The 17,670-nt window shown below is 73.9% G+C and carries 13 protein-coding genes; 10 read left to right on the forward strand and 3 right to left on the reverse strand.

What is annotated here, in order from left to right; translation table 11 throughout:
- Positions 1-109: 109 nt before the first annotated feature.
- The 4 genes from H288_RS0109945 to H288_RS0109960 all read left to right on the forward strand — a co-directional run bounded on the left by H288_RS0109945 (position 110) and on the right by H288_RS0109960 (position 6,035).
- Complete coding sequence (locus H288_RS0109945) at positions 110-2,152, forward strand: protein meaA (RefSeq protein WP_020092440.1); 2,043 nt, start codon at positions 110-112, stop codon at positions 2,150-2,152.
- 110 nt (positions 2,153-2,262) lie between these two features.
- A complete protein-coding gene (locus H288_RS0109950) occupies positions 2,263-3,948 on the forward strand; it encodes a methyl-accepting chemotaxis protein (RefSeq protein ID WP_020092441.1) in 1,686 nt (561 codons plus the stop codon).
- A 40-nt stretch (positions 3,949-3,988) separates the two neighbouring features.
- The gene (locus tag H288_RS0109955; RefSeq protein ID WP_020092442.1) at positions 3,989-5,083 is read left to right on the forward strand and encodes a glycosyltransferase family 4 protein; all 1,095 of its coding nucleotides are present in this window, start codon (positions 3,989-3,991) and stop codon (positions 5,081-5,083) included.
- Between the two features lie 16 nt (positions 5,084-5,099).
- Positions 5,100-6,035 carry an NAD-dependent epimerase/dehydratase family protein gene (locus H288_RS0109960; protein WP_020092443.1) on the forward strand — a complete coding sequence of 312 codons (936 nt, stop codon included), beginning with the start codon at positions 5,100-5,102 and terminating at the stop codon, positions 6,033-6,035.
- 13 nt (positions 6,036-6,048) lie between these two features.
- Here H288_RS0109960 and H288_RS0109965 read toward each other — a convergent pair whose 3' ends face one another.
- Positions 6,049-6,972, reverse strand: coding sequence for a class I fructose-bisphosphate aldolase (locus H288_RS0109965; RefSeq protein WP_020092444.1), 924 nt, complete (start codon positions 6,970-6,972; stop codon positions 6,049-6,051).
- A gap of 213 nt (positions 6,973-7,185) precedes the next feature.
- Between H288_RS0109965 and H288_RS0109970 the strand changes: the two genes are divergently transcribed.
- Positions 7,186-7,710 carry a histidine phosphatase family protein gene (locus H288_RS0109970; protein ID WP_020092445.1) on the forward strand — a complete coding sequence of 175 codons (525 nt, stop codon included), beginning with the start codon at positions 7,186-7,188 and terminating at the stop codon, positions 7,708-7,710.
- Positions 7,711-7,714: 4 nt separating this feature from the next.
- On the opposite strand, the gene H288_RS0109975 is transcribed toward H288_RS0109970, so the two are convergent.
- Complete coding sequence (locus H288_RS0109975) at positions 7,715-8,749, reverse strand: alpha/beta hydrolase (protein WP_020092446.1); 1,035 nt, start codon at positions 8,747-8,749, stop codon at positions 7,715-7,717.
- A gap of 217 nt (positions 8,750-8,966) precedes the next feature.
- Here H288_RS0109975 and H288_RS0109980 point away from each other — a divergent pair, with 217 nt between their 5' ends.
- Both H288_RS0109980 and H288_RS0109985 read left to right on the forward strand, forming a co-directional pair.
- Positions 8,967-9,449, forward strand: a complete 483-nt coding sequence (locus tag H288_RS0109980) for an Hsp20 family protein (RefSeq protein ID WP_020092447.1) — start codon at positions 8,967-8,969, stop codon at positions 9,447-9,449.
- Positions 9,450-9,622: 173 nt separating this feature from the next.
- Entirely contained in the window at positions 9,623-10,621 is a 999-nt protein-coding gene (locus tag H288_RS0109985; RefSeq protein WP_026604808.1) for a GNAT family N-acyltransferase, read from the forward strand.
- Positions 10,622-10,757: 136 nt separating this feature from the next.
- Here H288_RS0109985 and H288_RS0109990 read toward each other — a convergent pair whose 3' ends face one another.
- Entirely contained in the window at positions 10,758-11,207 is a 450-nt protein-coding gene (locus H288_RS0109990) for a DNA-directed RNA polymerase sigma-70 factor (RefSeq protein WP_026604809.1), read from the reverse strand.
- 206 nt (positions 11,208-11,413) lie between these two features.
- Between H288_RS0109990 and H288_RS0109995 the strand changes: the two genes are divergently transcribed.
- The 3 genes from H288_RS0109995 to H288_RS0110005 all read left to right on the forward strand — a co-directional run bounded on the left by H288_RS0109995 (position 11,414) and on the right by H288_RS0110005 (position 17,573).
- Positions 11,414-11,836, forward strand: a complete 423-nt coding sequence (locus tag H288_RS0109995) for a Kdo hydroxylase family protein (protein WP_026604810.1) — start codon at positions 11,414-11,416, stop codon at positions 11,834-11,836.
- Positions 11,837-11,852: 16 nt separating this feature from the next.
- Positions 11,853-12,152, forward strand: a complete 300-nt coding sequence (locus tag H288_RS0110000; RefSeq protein WP_010685588.1) for an antibiotic biosynthesis monooxygenase family protein — start codon at positions 11,853-11,855, stop codon at positions 12,150-12,152.
- Between the two features lie 129 nt (positions 12,153-12,281).
- Positions 12,282-17,573: an alpha-2-macroglobulin gene (locus H288_RS0110005; protein WP_026604811.1), complete on the forward strand. Its 5,292-nt coding sequence runs from the start codon at positions 12,282-12,284 to the stop codon at positions 17,571-17,573.
- Positions 17,574-17,670: the final 97 nt, after the last annotated feature.

Consider the following 17,670-nt stretch of genomic DNA (forward strand, 5'->3'; position numbering starts at 1 on the left):
CGCGCGGGCGTCTTGCACTTCCGTCCCGGATGACGCGTGCTCAAGCCTTCGCTACGGTGACCGCAAGGCCGCGCCCCGCGCGGATACAAAGATCACACGGAGGCGAGGAATGGGCGCGAGCGTCGCCGAGACCAGGAGCGACAAGTCGAGCCGCGACAAGCCCTGGATCATCCGCACCTACGCGGGGCACTCGACCGCGGCGGAGTCCAACAAGCTCTATCGGGGCAACCTCGCCAAGGGTCAGACCGGCCTATCGGTTGCCTTCGACCTGCCGACCCAGACCGGCTACGACCCCGACCACGAGCTGTCCCGCGGCGAGGTCGGCAAGGTCGGCGTCTCGATCGCGCATCTCGGCGACATGCGGACCCTGTTCCAGGACATCCCGCTCGCCCAGATGAACACCTCGATGACGATCAACGCCACGGCCCCGTGGCTGCTGGCGCTCTACCTCGCGGTGGCCGAGGAGCAGGGCGCGCCGATCGCCGCCCTCCAGGGCACGACCCAGAACGACATCATCAAGGAATACCTGTCGCGCGGCACCTACGTGTTCCCGCCCGCGCCGTCCCTCCGGCTCACCAAGGACGTGATCCTGTTCACGACCAAGAACGTGCCGAAGTGGAACCCGATGAACGTCTGCTCCTACCACCTGCAGGAGGCGGGGGCGACGCCGGTCCAGGAGCTGTCCTACGCGCTCGCCATCGCCATCGCGGTGCTCGACACCGTGCGCGAGGACCCCGAGTTCGACGCCGCGAGCTTCCCCGAGGTGTTCGGCCGGATCTCGTTCTTCGTGAACGCGGGCCTGCGGTTCGTCACCGAGATCTGCAAGATGCGGGCGTTCTCGGAGCTCTGGGACGAGATCGCCCGCGAGCGCTACGGCATCGACGATCCGAAGAAGCGCATCTTCCGGTACGGCGTGCAGGTGAACTCCCTGGGGCTCACCGAGCAGCAGCCCGAGAACAACGTCCACCGCATCCTGATCGAGATGCTGGCGGTGACGCTGTCCAAGCGCGCCCGCGCCCGCGCGGTGCAGCTCCCGGCCTGGAACGAGGCGCTCGGCCTGCCGCGGCCCTGGGACCAGCAATGGTCCATGCGCATGCAGCAGATCCTGGCCTTCGAGACCGACCTCCTCGAATACGACGACATCTTCGACGGCAGCCACGTGATCGAGGCCAAGGTCGAGGAGCTGAAGGCGCAGACCCGCGCCGAACTGGAGCGGATCGGCGGCATCGGCGGCGCGGTCGCGGCCGTCGAGACCGGGGCGCTCAAGCGCGCGCTGGTGGAATCGAACGCGCGCCGGATCTCGGCGATCGAGGCCGGCGATCAGATCGTGGTCGGCGTCAACAAGTGGCAGCAGGGCGAGCCGTCGCCGCTCACGGCCGGGGAGGGGGCAATCTTCTCCGTCTCCGAGACCGTCGAGATGGAGGCGCAGAGCCGGATCCGCGAGTGGCGCGGCCGCCGCGACGAGAACGCCGTGGGCCAGGCCCTCGACGCCCTGGAGCAGGCGGCGCGCTCCGGCGCCAACATCATGCCGCCCTCGATCGAGGCGGCCAGGGCCGGCGTCACGACCGGCGAGTGGGGCGCGCGCCTGCGCGCGGTGTTCGGCGAGTACCGGGCGCCCACCGGCGTCACCGTGGAGACCGTCTCCAGCGGCGCGGCCGAGGAGGCCAAGCTCCTGATCGCCGATCTCGGCGAGCGGCTCGGCGAAACGCCGAAGCTCGTGGTCGGCAAGCCGGGCCTCGACGGCCACTCCAACGGTGCCGAGCAGATCGCGCTCCGCGCCCGGGACGTCGGCTTCGACGTCACCTACGACGGCATCCGCCAGACGCCGGCCGAGATCGTCGCGAAGGCCAAGGAGACCGGCGCCCACGTGGTCGGCCTGTCGATCCTGTCCGGCTCCCACGTGCCGCTGGTGCGGGAGGTCCGCGCCAAGATGCGCGAGGCGGGGCTCGACCACATCCCGGTGGTGGTCGGCGGCATCATCTCGCCGGAGGACGAGCTGGTCCTCAAGAACATGGGCGTGCGCGCCGTCTACACGCCGAAGGACTACGCCATCGACCAGATCATGGTCGGGCTCGCCAAGGTCGTGGAGAAGGGTCTGGATCGACGGGACGGCCCGGCGGATCCGCCGCGCGCCGAGGCCCAGGTCTACTAGCGGACCGAGACTGCCCGGACCGCACGCGGTCCGGGCAGGACCAAACAACCTTAATATTTCTCAGACAAGCATAGGCCCCGGTCCCACGTGCGGGACCGGGGACGAATCCTATGCGCGCCGGTATCTCCATCGCGGCCAAGCTCGGCCTGTGTCTCGCGGCCCTGGTGCTGCTGATCGCCGCGACGAGCGGCCTCTCGCTGGCCGAGCTCGGCCGCATCGAATCCGCCGCCGCGCAGCTGCGCGACACGCGCATCCCGGCCACCGACGCCCTCGGCCGGATCGGCATCAACTTCATGCGGCAGCGGGTCAACGCCGTCCGCCTGATCACCGCCGACACGCCGGCGCTGCGCGCCGAGGTCGCCGACCAGATCGCCAAGCGCGACGCGCTGCTCGCGGCCCAGTACGCCCGGTACGAGGCCCTGCCGCTGACCCAGCCCGAGCGCGAGGCCTACGCGGTGTTCCGCCAGCACGTGGCCACCTACGCCGAGCAGCAGCGGGAGGCGGTGGCCAAGGCCGAGGCGGGCGACGTCGCCGGCGGGCAGCGGATCTACAACACGGTGATGTCGGACAGCATCCGCGCCATCATGGCCGACTGGGAGAAGCTCGTCGCCCTGAACGGCGACGGATCGCAGGCGAGCGGCACGCTGATCGCGCAGACCTACGACGCCGCCAAGCGGAACGTGCTGGCGCTCGCCGGCCTCGCCCTGCTGGTGGCCCTCGGGGCCTTCGTGCTGGTGACCCGCGGCGTCAGCGGGCCGCTCCGCAAGATCGCCGCCGTCACGCAGCGCCTCGCGGCGGGCGACGCCGAGGTGGCGATCTCCGGGCAGGAGCGCCGCGACGAGATCGGGGCGCTCGCGGGCTCCGTGGTGGTGTTCCGCGACAACCTCGTCCGCGCGCGCGCCCTGGAGGCCGAGACGGCGCTGGCCCGCGCCGATGCCGAGACGCAGCGCCGGGCCGCGACCCGGGCCATGGCCGACGCCTTCGAGCAGGCGGTGGGCGGCATCGTCGGCGGCGTGTCGGCGGCCGCGACCGAGCTGGAGGCCACCGCCCGGACCCTGACCGGCAGCGCGACCGAGGCCGCCGGGCAGTCCGGCACCGTCGCGGGCGCCGCGAGCGACGCCGCCGCCAACGTCAACACCGTCGCGGCCGCCGCCGAGGAGCTCGGCTCCTCGGTGCAGGAGATCGGCCGGCAGGTCAGCAGCTCGGCGGAGCTCGCGCGGGTCGCGGTCGCCGAGGCGACCAACACGGTGGCGCTGGTCCAGGACCTGAGCGGCGCGGCCGCGAAGGTCGGCGACGTGGTGGCGCTGATCTCCGGGATCGCCGCCCAGACCAACCTGCTGGCGCTCAACGCCACGATCGAGGCGGCGCGCGCCGGCGCCGCGGGCCGCGGCTTCGCGGTGGTGGCCTCGGAGGTCAAGGCGCTCGCCGAGCAGACCGCCCGGGCCACCGAGGAGATCACCGGCCAGATCGGCCGGATCCAGTCCTCCACCGGGCAGGCGGCGTCGGCGATCGACGGGATCGGCCGGCGCATCCGCGAGATCGACGGCGTGGCCTCCAGCATCGCGGCCGCCGTGGAGCAGCAGGGCGCGGCCACGCAGGAGATCGTCCGCAACGTCGCCGAGGCGGCCGCCGGCACCGGCGCGGTCACCGGCACCATCGCGAGTCTCGCCCAGTCCGCCGAGGAGACCGGCGCCGCCGCCGCGCAGGTGCTCGGGGCCGCGAGCGAGATGTCGCGCCAGTCCGAGCATCTCGGGGCCGAGGTCGCGCGCTTCCTCGCCACGGTGCGGGCGGCGTAACCCCCTCACGGTCGGGCGGCGGATCGCGTAGGACGGCGCCATGCCGCCCAACTTGCCGCCCGACGCGCCGCCCGCCCTGTCCGCCCTCCCGTCCGCCCTGCCGTCCGCCCTGACCGCGATCCTGCTCCTGGCGGTGCCCCTCGCCGCGGCGCTCTCGGCGGGCCTGATCCTGCGCCTGCGCCCGCTGCTGCAGCGCTACGCCCTCGCCCGGCCGAACGCCCGCTCCAGCCACACCGTGCCGACCCCGCAGGGGGGCGGGATCGCCGTGGTGACGGCGCTGGTCACGATCTCGGGCCTGCTGATCGCGGCGCCGGAGATCGGCGGCCGGCCGGACTGGATCTGGCTCGCCGGCGGCGCCCTGGCCCTGGCGGTCCTCGGCGCCGTGGACGACGTCCGGCCGCTGCCGGCCGCCCTGCGGCTCGCCGCGCAGGCCGTCGTGGTCGGCCTGCTGGTCTGGCACCTGGACGGGCGCCTGCTGCCCGGCCTGCCGCTCTGGCTGGAGCGCGGCCTCGCGCTGCTGGCCGGCCTGTGGTTCGTCAACCTGACGAACTTCATGGACGGGCTCGACTGGATGACGGTGGCGGAGATCGTCCCGGTGGCGGGCGCGCTCCTGCTCATCGGCCTCGCCGGGCACCTGCCGCCGCTGCCGACCCTGGTGGCGGCGAGCCTGCTCGGCGCGGTGCTGGGCTTCGCGCCGTTCAACCGGCCGGTCGCGCGGCTCTTCCTCGGGGATGTCGGCTCGCTGCCGGTCGGGCTCGTCACCGCGTGGCTGCTGTGCCAGCTCGCCCTGGCGGGCGGACTCGCCGCCGCCCTGCTGCTGCCGCTCGTCTACCTCGCCGATGCCAGCCTGACCCTCGCCGCGCGGGCGGCGCGGGGCGAGCGGGTCTGGGAGGCGCATCGCGGGCACTATTACCAGCGGGCCACCGTCAACGGGCTCACCGTGCCCGGCGTGGTCGGACGGGTGTTCGCGGCCAATCTCGCCCTGGCGGCGCTCGCCGCCGCGACCTTGTTTTGGCCGTCCTGGCCGGTCACGCTCGCCGCATCGGTCGCCGGGCTCGCCCTGGTCGCCGCCCTGCTCCGCCGCTTCGCCCGCGCCCCGGCGCCGGCCCCAGCCGAAGGTGCCGCCCAGCCGTGACAGAGGCCGCCCAGCCGTGACCGGACTCATCGCGCTCACCGGGGCGACCGGGTTCATCGGCCGCCACCTGCTCGCCGACCTCACCGCGCGCGGCTACCGGGTCCGCGTGCTGCTGCGCCGGCCCACGACCGTGCCGGAGGGCGCGGCGAGCGCGGTCGTCGGCGACCTGACCCGCCCGATCAACATGGCGGCGGCCCTCAGCGGCGTCGACGCGGTGGTGCACTCGGCCGGCCTCGCCCACGCCAATCTCGGACCGGCGGCGTCGGGGGCACCGGAGGACGACTACCGCACGCTCAACACCGAGGCGACGCGCCGGCTGGCGGAGGCCGCGGCGCGCGCGAAGGTGTGCCGCTTCGTGTTCCTGTCGTCGATCCGCGCGCAGGTCGGGGCGAGCGCGCCGGGCGTGGTCGGGGAGGGCGATCCGCCCCGGCCCACCGACGCCTACGGCCGCTCCAAGCTGGAGGCCGAGGCGGCGCTCGCCGAGACCGGCCTGGACTGGGTCGCGCTCCGCCCGGTCCTCGTCTACGGCGCCGGCGTGAAGGGCAACATGGCCGCGCTCCTGCGGCTGGCGCGCAGTCCCTACCCGCTGCCGCTGGGCGGCCTCGCGGCGCGGCGCTCGCTGATCTCGCTGGAGAGCCTGTCGGGTGCCGTGGACGCGGTGCTGGCGGCGCCCGCCCCCCTGAACCGCGCCCTCGTCGCGGCCGACCCGGACCCGCTCAGCCTGCCCGAGATGATCGCGGCCCTCCGACAGGGTCTCGGCCGCGGCCCGGGCCTCGTCCCGGTCCCGGCCGGGCTCCTCCGGCTGGCCTGCCGGCTGACCGGCCGGGACGCGCAGTTCGCCCGCGTCGCCGAGGGTCTCGTCGCCCGCGCCGACGGGCTCGCGTCCCTCGGCTGGCGGCCGGCCGGGCCGACCCGCGACGGGCTCGCCCGGCTGGCCCGCGACGGCGGCTGAGGCGCGGCCCGCCTCAGCGGCCCGCGTAGATGTCGGTGATCTTGCCGAGCAGCGACAGGGCGTCCGCCTTCGAGCGCTGGAACGCGTTGCGGCCCACGATCGAGCCGAATCCGCCGCCCGCCTGGATGGCGCGGATCTCGTCGAGGAAGCTGGCCTCCTCGGCCTGGGCGCCGCCGGAGAAGATCACGATCCGCCGGCCGTTGAACGCGCACTGCACCACGTGGCGGACGCGCTCGGCCGCCGTGCCGATCGGGATGCCGGTCGATTCGTAGACCTTCTTCGCCGCCGGCTGCTCGATATGGGCCGAGGGCAGCTTCACCTTGATGATGTGGGCGCCGAGCTGCGCGGCGATCTGGGCCGCGTAGCCGATCACGTCGATGGCGGTCTCGCCCTCCTTCGACAGGGCCGAGCCGCGGGCGTAGGACCAGATCACCACGGCGAGGCCGACGCTCTTGGCCTCCTCGGCGATCGCGCGGATCTGCCCGTACATGGCGTTGCGGTGTGCGGAGCCCGGGTAGATCGTGAAGCCGATGGCGCAGGCGCCGAGCCGCAGGGCGTCGGCCACCGAGCCGGTGATCGCCTGCTCGGGATCCTCCTCGTCGGCCAGGAGGTCGTGATCGTTGAGCTTCAGGATGAGCGGGATGCGCCCGGCATAGTCGCGCGCGCCCGCCTCGAGGAAGCCGAGCGGCGCCGCGTAGGCGTTGCAGCCTGCCGCCAGGGCCAGCTCGAAATGGTAGTGCGGGTCGTAGGCCGGCGGGTTCGGGCCGAAGCTGCGGGCGGGCCCGTGCTCGAAGCCCTGGTCGACGGGCAGGATCAGCATCTTGCCGGTGCCGCCGAGCTTGCCGTGCTCCAGCATCCGGGCGAGGTTGGTGAGGGTCCCGGGGCTGTCGGCCCCGTACCACGACAGGATCTCGGTGACGCGGGCGGATCGGTCCATCGGGCAGCCTCCTGGCCAGAGACCGTCGCGCCGCGGATCGGGCCGCGGGCCGTGCTGCGGACGGCTCCCGGTCGGAACGGTGCGGGCAAAGCCGCGGTTCCCGCACGCGGCGCTTTCGGCTAACCGGGCGGGAGCGGGCGCCGCCCGGTCCGGCCGCGCGCGCCCGAACCGGCAGCCCGAGACCGGCCCACGAGACGCGTCAGAGGTTCGCTCATGCGCAGGCTGATCCTGCTGCGGCACGCCAAGTCCGACCGTCCGCCGGGCGTGGCGGACCACGAGCGCCCGCTCAGCGCGCGCGGGAAACGGGCCGCCCCGGCGGTGGGCACCCACCTCGCGCGGGAGGACCTGTGCCCGGACCTCGCCCTGGTCTCCACCGCCGCGCGGACCCGCGAGACCTGGGCCGCGATGGAGGCGGCCCTCGGCAGCCCCGAGACGCGCTGGCATTCCGAGATCTACGAGGCGCCGGCGGACCGGATCCTCGGGGTGATCCGGCAGGCGCCCGACGCGGCCGCCACGCTGATCGTCGTCGGCCACAATCCGGGCCTCGGGGACCTCGCCGCAATCCTCGCGGGCTTGGGACCGCGGGCGGCCCGGGACCGGCTGGCCCTGGAATTCCCGACCGCGGCCTTCGTGGTGATCGACTTTGACGGCGACCGCTGGGCGGAGATCGCGCCGGACCGCGGGCACCTCGACCGGTACGTGCGCCCGCGGGACATCGACCCGGATCTCGGCGGCTGACGCCTCAGGCGACCGGCACCGCCACGGCGTGCGCCTCGACCTCCGCGTGGGTCGGCAGGGGCGAGCCCGGCACGAAGGCCTCGAAGGCCGCCCAGAAATCCTGCCGGATCGCGTCGCGCTCGGTCAGGATCTCGTGTCGGGAATCCGGCAGGACCAGGATATGGCCGGCCTTCAGCCGGGCGGCGAAGCGCTCGGTTTCCGCCGTGCCGCAGACCGGGTCGGCGCCCGCCGCGACGATCAGGGTCGGCAGCCCGATCCGCGGCGCCGCCCGCGGGTCGCGCAGCCGCGCCATCGCACGGAACGCCTCGGCGAGCCACGCGATCGTCGGGTCGCCGACCGCGCCGGCGCCGACCTGCCGCGCCGCCGCGGCGTTGCGGGCGTAGCGGATGGGATCGCGCGACAGGCGGTTGCCGGCGTACGGGTTGGTGGCGATCGAGACCGGCTTGCCGAACGGGATGTAGCGGCTCCCGAGGCCGAGCCGCTGCAGGCTCCGCGACAGGATCGCGGCGCCAGCCGGCCAGCGGACCATCCGGATCGACAGCATCGGCGCCAGGGTCACCAGCCGCCGGAACGGCAGCGCGCCGTCGAGGGCCGCGAGGAGCGCGACGCATCCGCCCATGGAATGCGCGAGGCCGACATGGGGCTCGGGCATCAGCGGCACCAGGATCGTCTCGGCCACCGCCCGCAGGTCGAGCCGGTAATCGTCGAACCGGGCGACGTGGCCCTTGTGGGGGTCGTCGACCCGGCGATCCGATTCGCCCTGGCCGCGCCAGTCGAAGGCCACGACCGCAAAGCCCCGGGCGCGCAGCTCGTGGATCGTCTCGTAGTACTTCTCGATGAACTCGGCCCGGCCCTGCAGCAGGCAGACCGTGCCCCGGCAGGTGCGCGCCGTGGTCTGCCAGTAGGCCGCCCGCAGGGTGCAGTCGTCGCGCGTGCCGACGGCGATCAGCGTGCCGCCCGGCGGGACCGGGTTGTCGGGGGTGCTGCGCAGCGTCAGGAGCGGCGGCTCGCGCCCGGTGTCACCGTCGAAGCGTCTCACTGGCCTCACCTCAGCGCCTCCGCGCATCGTCCGATACACGCCCGGATGCACTCTGCGACCGTAGCGAAAAAATCTCGTTTCCGACCCTCGCCGGGGGTCTTGAAGCGCGATTTTCCCCCTCCGATATCTCGTCTGTGCCGGCCGTCAGGCGGCACGAGAGACGGGTCCGGCCCATCGGGCGGACCGGAATTGCATGTTGCTCAGACGAGGATATGTCATGCGTCAGTTCGATCTCGCTCCCCTGTACCGTTCCACCGTCGGCTTCGACCGCCTGTTCTCCGCCCTCGACCAGTTCGCGAGCGCCGAGGCGGCCCCGACCTACCCGCCCTACAACATCGAGCGGACCGGCGAGAACGCCTACCGCATCACCGTCGCGGTCGCCGGCTTCACCGAGTCCGACCTGTCGATCGAAGTGCGGGAGAACGCGCTCACGCTGAAGGGCGAGCGTAAGGCCGAGGGCAGGGCGGAGTTCCTGCACCAGGGCATCGCGGCCCGCGCCTTCGAGCGGCGGTTCCAGCTCGCCGACCACGTCCAGGTGACGGGTGCGGCGCTCGAGAACGGCCTCCTTCACATCGACCTCGTCCGCGAGGTTCCGGAGGCGAAGAAGCCCCGTCGCATCGAGATCGCCTCGGCGGCGCGCGCCAGCGCCCCGGTGATCGAGGGCGACGTCCGCAGGGACGCGGTCCAGCAGGCCGCCTGAACCCGCCCTGCGCGGGAGCCGTTCAGGTCCACATCAGGTACCGATCAGGTTCTTGGAGCGCCCCGGCCCCGGCCGGGGCGCTTTCTCGTGGCGGCTGTCATAATGGCGTGTGGCCGTCGTGCTCTCTGTCGGATTCGACGGTGCAGGGACGCGCACCCGGAGTGAACCCGACGATGGTCGCCAATCTCGCCCGCGGAGCCTACAGCGCGCTCGGAGCCGGCTGGCACAGGGGCGTGCAGTGGGGCGTCGGCGCGCCGATCGCCAAGCTGCGCCGCCGGTCGGTCCCGCTGCCGGGCGTCGAGGGCGTGGGCGGAATCGACGACGTGCTCTCGGCCGAGCGGGCGATCCGCCTGCCCGAGCCGTTCGAGGGCCGCAGCCTCGGCCGCATCGGCAGCCTCGAGGTCCGGCTGGCGACGCGGAAATCGGAGATCCGGCGGGCCCAGCGGCTGCGCTACAAGGTCTTCTACGAGGAGATGTCGGCGGTGCCCTCCGGGCTCGCCGCCCTGTCCCGCCGCGACGTCGACGGTTACGACGCGGTCTGCGACCACCTCCTCGTCCTCGACCACGCGGCGGCGCGGCGGAAGAAACCCTTCGTCGAGCCGCGCCCGAAGGTCGTCGGCACCTACCGGCTGCTGCGCGGCGAGGTGGCCGAGCGGCATACTGGCTTCTACTCGGAGAGCGAGTACGACCTCGCACCGCTTCTCGCCGCGCAGGGGCACCGGCGGCTCCTCGAGCTCGGCCGCTCCTGCGTGCTCAAGCCCTACCGGAGCAAGCGGACCGTCGAGCTGCTGTGGCAGGGGATCTACGCCTACGTCCTGCACCACCGGATCGACGCGCTGATCGGCTGCGCGAGCCTGGAGGGCACCGACCCGGATCGGCTGGCCCTGCCGCTCGCCTTCCTGCACCACCACGCCCGCGCGCCGGAGGGCTGGCGGGCCCGGGCGCTGCCGGAGCGGGCGGTGGCGATGGACCGGATGCCGCGAGAGTCGGTGGACGCCAAGGCGGCCCTGCAGGCGCTGCCGCCCCTGATCAAGGGCTACCTGCGCCTCGGCGCCACCTTCGGCGACGGCGCGGTGATCGACCGCCAGTTCGGAACGACGGACGTGTTCGTCGCGCTGCCGGTCGAGGTGATCGGAGCGCGCTACCGGGGCCATTTCGCGCCGGCCGGGTGAGAGCGCGGGGCATCGGAGGCGGGAGCCCGTACCGTCCTCGCGAGCGGAGCGGAGCGATCCAGCGTCGCCGCGCTTCGCAGGGTCGCGCTGCCCTGGGTTGCTCCGATCCACGCGCGAGGACGACGGCGGCCGCCCCTCAGAGATCCCCCAGCGCCAGCTGACCCTGGTTGCGCGCCTTCGGCGGCGCGGCCTTGCGCTCCTTGGCCCGCCCGGAGGCGGGGCGCGCGGCGGCCGCCTTCCTGGGCTTCGGGTCGCCGCGCATCCGGGCCACCGCCTTGTCGCGGGCCACGGCCTCCGGGGCGTTCGGGTCGTCGCTCAGCCACTTGCCGCGCTTGATCACCTCGTTCACGCGGCCCTGGTTGACCCCGACCTTGAAGGCGATCTCCTGCTGGGTCATGCCCGTCGTGGCGTGCAGGTCCAGGATCGCCCGGGCGAGTTCCGGGGTCATCTTCTGTCCGGTCAGCCGCCGGGCGGGCTTCACCGTCCGGGTGGCGCGGTCGCGCTCGCGCAGGCGCTCCAGCAGCGCCAGCGCCATGTTCATGCCGTGCTCGCGCAGGGCCTCCTCGAATTCCTTCAGGGTCGCCATCGGCGCCATCCTCCGCCGGGCTCTCGGGCCGGGTGCTGGCCGGGGAACGTGCCGGGAACGAAGCGGTTGCGCAAGCCGATCCGGCGGGTGCCCTCCGCCGCGCCGGTGGATGACACCCGCCGTCCACCGGAAATGCGCGGCCCTGGCCTCCCTCCGGCGGCTCCGCTAGAGGGGGCCGGACCGTGACGGCCGCGGGCGCGCAGACGATGATCACCCCGATCCGCAGAATTGTCCCCGGCGAGGCGTCCGGCTCCCGGGCGCGGGGGCTGGAGGCCGCGGCGGTGCTGCTGTTCCCCGATCTGCCCTTCCCGTTCAGCGCGTTCGAGCGCCGGTTCACCGAGCAGCCCTTCGCGGACGGCAGGGCCGAGAACGTCAGCATCCGCGGCGCGGCCGCCGAGCTGCGCGGCGCGGCCGGCACGCCGGAGGTGCAGGAGTCCCTGCGCCAGCTGCTGATCCGCGTCCCCGCCTTCACCCGAGACCCTCTCTCGGACCTCGTGATGCACGGCGCCATGGGCGGCCGCTACATGCTGGAGCAGACCGCCTACCTGCCGGTCGCCGCCCAGGCCGACCCGGACCTGAACCCGCAGCGCATCCTCGCGGCCAAGCTCGGCCGCGCCCTTCGCACCTGAGACAGGAACCGCACCGATGATCCTCGAAATCGCGCAGATCGAGATCAAGCCCGGCCTCGAGGCCGAGTTCGAGAAGGGCATCACCGAGGCCTCGGCGATCTTCAAGCAGGCCAAGGGCTGCCGGCACTTCGAGGTCCGGCGCTCGATCGAGCATCCGCAGCGCTACCGCCTGCTGATCCACTGGGACACGCTGGAGGCCCACACCAAGGACTTCACCGGCTCGCAGCCCTGGCAGGATTATCGCGCCCTGGTCTCCCACTGCTTCGCCGGCCCGGTGGCCGTCGAGCACGCCGAGCAGGTGCTGAAGGCGTTCTGAGCCTCGGCGCGGGGCCGGGCAGGGACCCCGGCCACCCGGAGCGTTGCGAGCCCGACCGCCGGTGCTAGGCTCCCGCGCGATCGAGCCCGAAGCGAATCATCGGGAATGCGGCTGGTGGGGAACAGGCTGATGGCGCGGCTCGGACGGCTCGCGGGTGCCCTGGCGCTCCTCGGAGGGATCGCCAGCGGTCCAGCCCTCGCCCAGACCTCGCCGGCGGCCCGCACCGCGCCCCGGCCGGCCACGGCCGTCGCCGCGCCGTTCGCCAGGACCTTCGTCCGGGCCGACCTCGCCAGCGCGGCGGTCCGCCTGGAGACCGCGCTGAAGGCGGAGGCCGGCGGCCCGCTGCGGCCCGCCGGCCAGTCCCGCGCCGCCGGACTGGCCCTGCTCGCCGCCGACAAGCCCGACGAGGCGCTGGCGCCTCTGACCGCCGCGGTGGCGGCCGATCCCGCCGACGCGCGCAACTGGCAGGCCTATGCCCGGGGGGCCGCGGCGGCCCTGGGTGCCCTCGAGGACAACGACTACCAGGGCCGGTCGCGCCTGCGCGGGCGGGTGACGGCCGCCGCCTACCGCGCCTACGAGCGCGCCGGCACGGCGGCCGACGCCGCGGCCGCGCTGGCGGCGCTCGGCGCCGCCGAGGCCGAGCAGGAATCCTGGCGCCCGGCGCTCGACGCCTACGCGGCGAGCCTCGCGCTGGCCGAGACCGATTCGGTCCGGGAGACTTACGAGACCGTGCGGGCGCAGCACGGCTTCCGCATCCTCGACTACAAGGTCGATTCCGACGCGGCCGCTCCCCGGGCCTGCTTCACCTTCTCGGAGGCGATCCGCCCCAAGACCGACTACGCTCCCTTCGTCGCCGTCTCGGGCAGCAGCGCGGCCGCCGTGACCGGGGAGGGCTCCCAGGTCTGCGTCGACGGGCTCAAGCACGGCGGCCGCTACGCCATCGTGGTCCGCCAGGGCCTGCCCTCCGCGGTCGGCGAGAGCCTGCTCAAGGCCGCCGATTACGAGATCTACGTCCGCGACCGCGCCCCGCAGGTGCGCTTCACCGGGCGCAACTACGTCCTGCCCCGGACCGGCCAGGCGGGCGTGCCCCTGGTCTCGGTGAACGCGCCCAAGCTCGACGTCGAGGTGCTGCGGATCGGCGATCGCGGCCTGCTGCCGACCCTGCGGTCGGAGGATTTCCTGGGCCAGCTCAGCGGGTCCACCGCTCGGACGATCGCGTCCGAGAAGGGTCAGCGCGTCTGGAAGGGCACCCTCGACACCGCCAAGGCCGAGCTGAACCAGGAGGCCGTCACCGCCTTCCCGGTCCTCCAGGCCGTGGGCAAGCTCGAGCCCGGCCTCTACGTGATGCTGGCCCGCCCCTCCGGCACGGCCGCCGCCGACGAGGAGTACGACACCCAGGCGACCCAGTGGTTCGTGGTCTCCGATCTGGGGCTGACCGCCACCAAGGGCCGGGACGGGGTCACCGTGGTCCTGCGCTCGCTCGCCTCCGCGCAGGTGATGCCGGGCGCCGAGATCCGGCTGGTCGCCCGCAACAACGAGGTGCTGGGCACCCGGACCACGGACGCGCAGGGCCACGTCGCCTTCGATCCCGGGCTCGCCCGCGGGGAGGGCGGTCTGGCGCCGAGCCTCGTGGTCGCCCAGGCGGGCGGCGATTACGGCTTCCTCGACCTCAACCTCGGCGCCTTCGACCTCACCGACCGCGGCGTGAAGGGACGGCCCGAGACCGGCGGCCTCGACGCCCACCTGTTCCCGGAGCGCGGGGTCTACCGCACCGGCGAGACCGTCCAGCTCACCGCCCTGCTGCGCGACCCCCGCGGCGCCGCCGTGCCGGACCTGCCGCTGACCCTGGTGGTGAAGCGGCCGGACGGCGTCGAGTACCGGCGCGTCTCGGTGCCCGACCAGGGGCTCGGCGGCCGGGCCCTGCCGCTGCCGCTCCTGTCGGGGGCGATGCACGGCACGTGGCGGGTCTCCGCCTACACGGACCCGAAGGCGCCCGCGATCGGCGAGACCAGCTTCCTCGTGGAGGATTACGTCCCCGAGCGGCTGGAGGTGACCCTCAAGGCCCGGCAGGCGGCCCTGAACCGGGGCGAGGCCGCGCAGGTCGACGTCGCCGCCCGCTACCTCTACGGCGCCCCGGGCTCCGATCTCGACGTATCGGGCAGCGTGACCGTGCAGGTGGCGGCCACCAGCGGCATCAAGGGGCTGGAGACTTATTCCATCGGTCTCGACGACGAGGCCGTGGAGCCGACGACCCAGGAGTTGCAGGACCACGCCACCACGAACGCGCAGGGTGCCGCCACCGTCACGGTGCCGGTACCCCAGGTCGCGGCACCGCGGGCGCTGGAAGCGAAGATCACGCTGGCGGTCGGCGAGCCCGGCGGCCGGGCGCTGTCGCGCAGCCTGACCCTGCCGATCCTCCCGGCCAGCCCGGTCCTCGCCCTGCGCAAGGGCTTCACCGACCTCAAGGAGGGCGGGATCGCGGGCTTCGACGTGGTGTTCGCGCGCCCCGACGGGGCGCTCGTTGCCCGGCCGGGCGTGAGCTGGACCCTGTCGCGGATCGACTCCTCCTACCAGTGGTACCGGGCGGACGGGCGCTGGTCGTTCGAGGCGGTCAAGTCCGCCCGGCGGGTCGCCAGCGGCACCGTCGACCTCACGGCCGCCGGCCCGAGCCGGATCGAGGCGCCGGTCGGCCTCGGCCGCTACCGGCTGGAGGTCTCGACCGCGGGCGCCCCGGAGGCGGGTGCGAGCCTCGGCTTCGAGGTGGGCTGGGGCGGCTCCGAGACCGCGGAGGCGCCGGACCTCCTCGACCTGACCCTCGATAAGGCCGCCTACGCGGCCGGCGACACGCTGCGGGCCAAGCTCAGCCCGAAGTTCAAGGGTCAGGCCAGCCTGATGGTCGTCAGCGACCGCGTGCACCAGACCCTGGAGGTCAGCGTGCCCGAGGGCGGCACCACGGTCAGCATCCCGGTGAAGGCCGAGTGGGGCGCCGGCGCCTATCTGGTGGCCACCGCCTACCGGCCCCTCGACCAGGCGGCCAAGCGCCTGCCCGGCCGGGCGCTGGGCCTGGCGTGGTTCTCGGTCGACCGGGAGCGGCGCAGCCTCGGGGTCGCCCTGAAGGCGCCGGAGCGGGCGCGCCCGCGCCAGGACCTGACCCTGCCGGTCCAGCTCACCGGGCTGAAGGCCGGCGAGCCGGCGCGGATCACCGTGGCGCTGGTCGATGTCGGCATCCTCAACCTGACCCGCTACGCGGCGCCGGACCCGACCCAGTACTTCCTCGGCCAGCGGGCGCTCGGGCCGGAGGTCCGCGACCTCTACGGCTACCTGATCGACGGCATGCAGGGCTCGGCCGGGGCGATCCGCTCCGGCGGCGACGCGGGCGGCGGCGAACTCGCCGATTCCCCGCCGACCCAGGCGCCGCTGGCGCTCTATTCCGGCGTGGTGACCGTGGGGTCGGACGGCGCGGCCAGCGTCACCTTCCCGATCCCGGCCTTCAACGGCACCGGCCGCGTCATGGTCACCGCCTGGAGCGGCGACCGGGTCGGGCAGGCCCAGGCCGACGTGATCATCCGCGATCCGGTCGTGCTCAGCGCCACGCTCCCGCGCTTCCTCGACACCGGCGACCGCTCGCGCCTGTTCGTGGCCCTCGACAACGTCGAGGGGCAGGCGGGCGAGTACACGGTCGACCTGAGCCCGACCGGCCCGGTCGTGGTCGGCGCCAGCGCGCTGCGCCAGACGCTGCGGCTGGAGGCCGGCGCGAAGGGCCAGTTCGCGATCCCCCTCACCGCCGCCGGACCCGGCACGGCCCGGCTCGACCTCGCCCTGTCGGGGCCCGGCCTCCCGGCCGCCCTCAACCAGAGCTTCGCCCTCGGGATCTCGCCGGGGACGGGCGCCCTGCTGCGCCGCTCGGTGCGCAGCCTCGCCCCGGGGGCGAACCTGACGCTGACCTCGGACCTCCTCGCCGACCTGCAGCCGGGCACCGGCAGCGTCTCGCTCTCGGCCACGGCCCTGCCGGGGGTCGACGTGGCGGCCCTGCTCCGGGCGCTCGACCGCTACCCCTACGGCTGCTCCGAGCAGGTGGTGAGCCGGGCGATGCCGCTGCTCTACGTCAACAAGCTCGCGGCGCTGGAGAAGCTCGCCCTCGACGCGGGCGCGGACGAAAGGGTGCGCGAATCGATCGAGCGCCTGCTCGCCCGCCAGGATTCGAGCGGCGATTTCGGCCTGTGGTCGGCGCAGGGGTCGAGCGACCTCTGGCTCGACGCCTACGTGACCGACTTCCTGACCCGCGCCCGCGAGCGCGGTTTCGCGGTCCCGCAGAAGGCCTTCGCCCAGGCCCTCGACTACCTGCGCAACGCGGTGGCCAACGCCACCGAGGTGCGCAACGGCGGCGCCGACCTCGCCTACGCGGCCTACGTGCTCGCCCGGAACGGCCGGCCGGTGATGGGCGACCTGCGCTACCTCGCCGACACCAAGATCGGCGACTTCTCCTCCGCCCTCGGGCGGGCGCAGCTCGCCGCCGCCCTGGCGCTGCTCGGCGACCGCGGCCGCGCCGCCAAGACCATGGAATCGGCGCTCACGGTCCTGCGCGCCGAGCGCGACAAGGGTGTCTACCGCGCCGATTACGGCTCCCGCCTGCGCGACGGGGCCGGGCTGATCACGCTCGCCGCCGAGAGCGGGCTGGCGCAGGGGGCGCTGGGCCCCGCGGCTTCCGTGCTCGGCGAGGAGCAGCAATCCGAGCGTGCGACGAGCACGCAGGAGAATGCCTGGCTGGTGCTCGCGGCCGAGAGCCTGTCGAACGAGGCGGGCGCCCTCTCGTTCACCCTGGACGGCGCCCCGCAGACCGGGATGCTGGCGCGGGTCTACCGGGAGGCGGCCCTGGCCGACCGGGGCGTTCAGCTCACCAATACCGGCCGCGCGCCTGTGCAGGTGGCCGTGACCGTCAACGGCAGCCCCCTGGTGCCGGAGCCGGCGGCGCAGCAGGGCTACACGATCGAGCGCAGCTTCCGCCGCCTCGACGGCAGCGTCGTCGATCCGGCGAGCGGCCTGCGCCAGAACGACAGGCTGGTGGTGGTGCTCAAGGTCACCGAGGCCAAAGCGGAGGCGGCGCGGCTCCTCTTGGTCGACCCGCTGCCGGCGGGGCTGGAGATCGACAATCCGAAGCTCCTCGACGCCGACGCCCTCCAGGGGCTCGCCTTCGCCAAGTCCGACGTGCAGCCGGTCCACACCGAGTTCCGGGACGACCGGTTCGTGGCCGCCTACGACCGCGACCCGAGCCAGTCGGCCTTCTTCACCGTGGCCTACACGGTGCGGGCGGTCTCGCCCGGGACCTACGTCCATCCGGGCGCCACGGTGGAGGACATGTACCGGCCGGCGCGGTTCGGCCGGACCGCCTCGGGCAGCGTGACGGTCGGGGCCGCGAAGTAGGGCGGACGGCGTTCGCGCGCTCCGCTCAACTTCAACCTCCCGTCATCGCGAGCGCAGCGAAGCGACCCAGGGCCAGCACGAGGTCGGTGAGCGTGGC

Source organism: Methylobacterium sp. 285MFTsu5.1, assembly GCF_000383455.1.
Classification (GTDB): Bacteria; Pseudomonadota; Alphaproteobacteria; order Rhizobiales; family Beijerinckiaceae; genus Methylobacterium.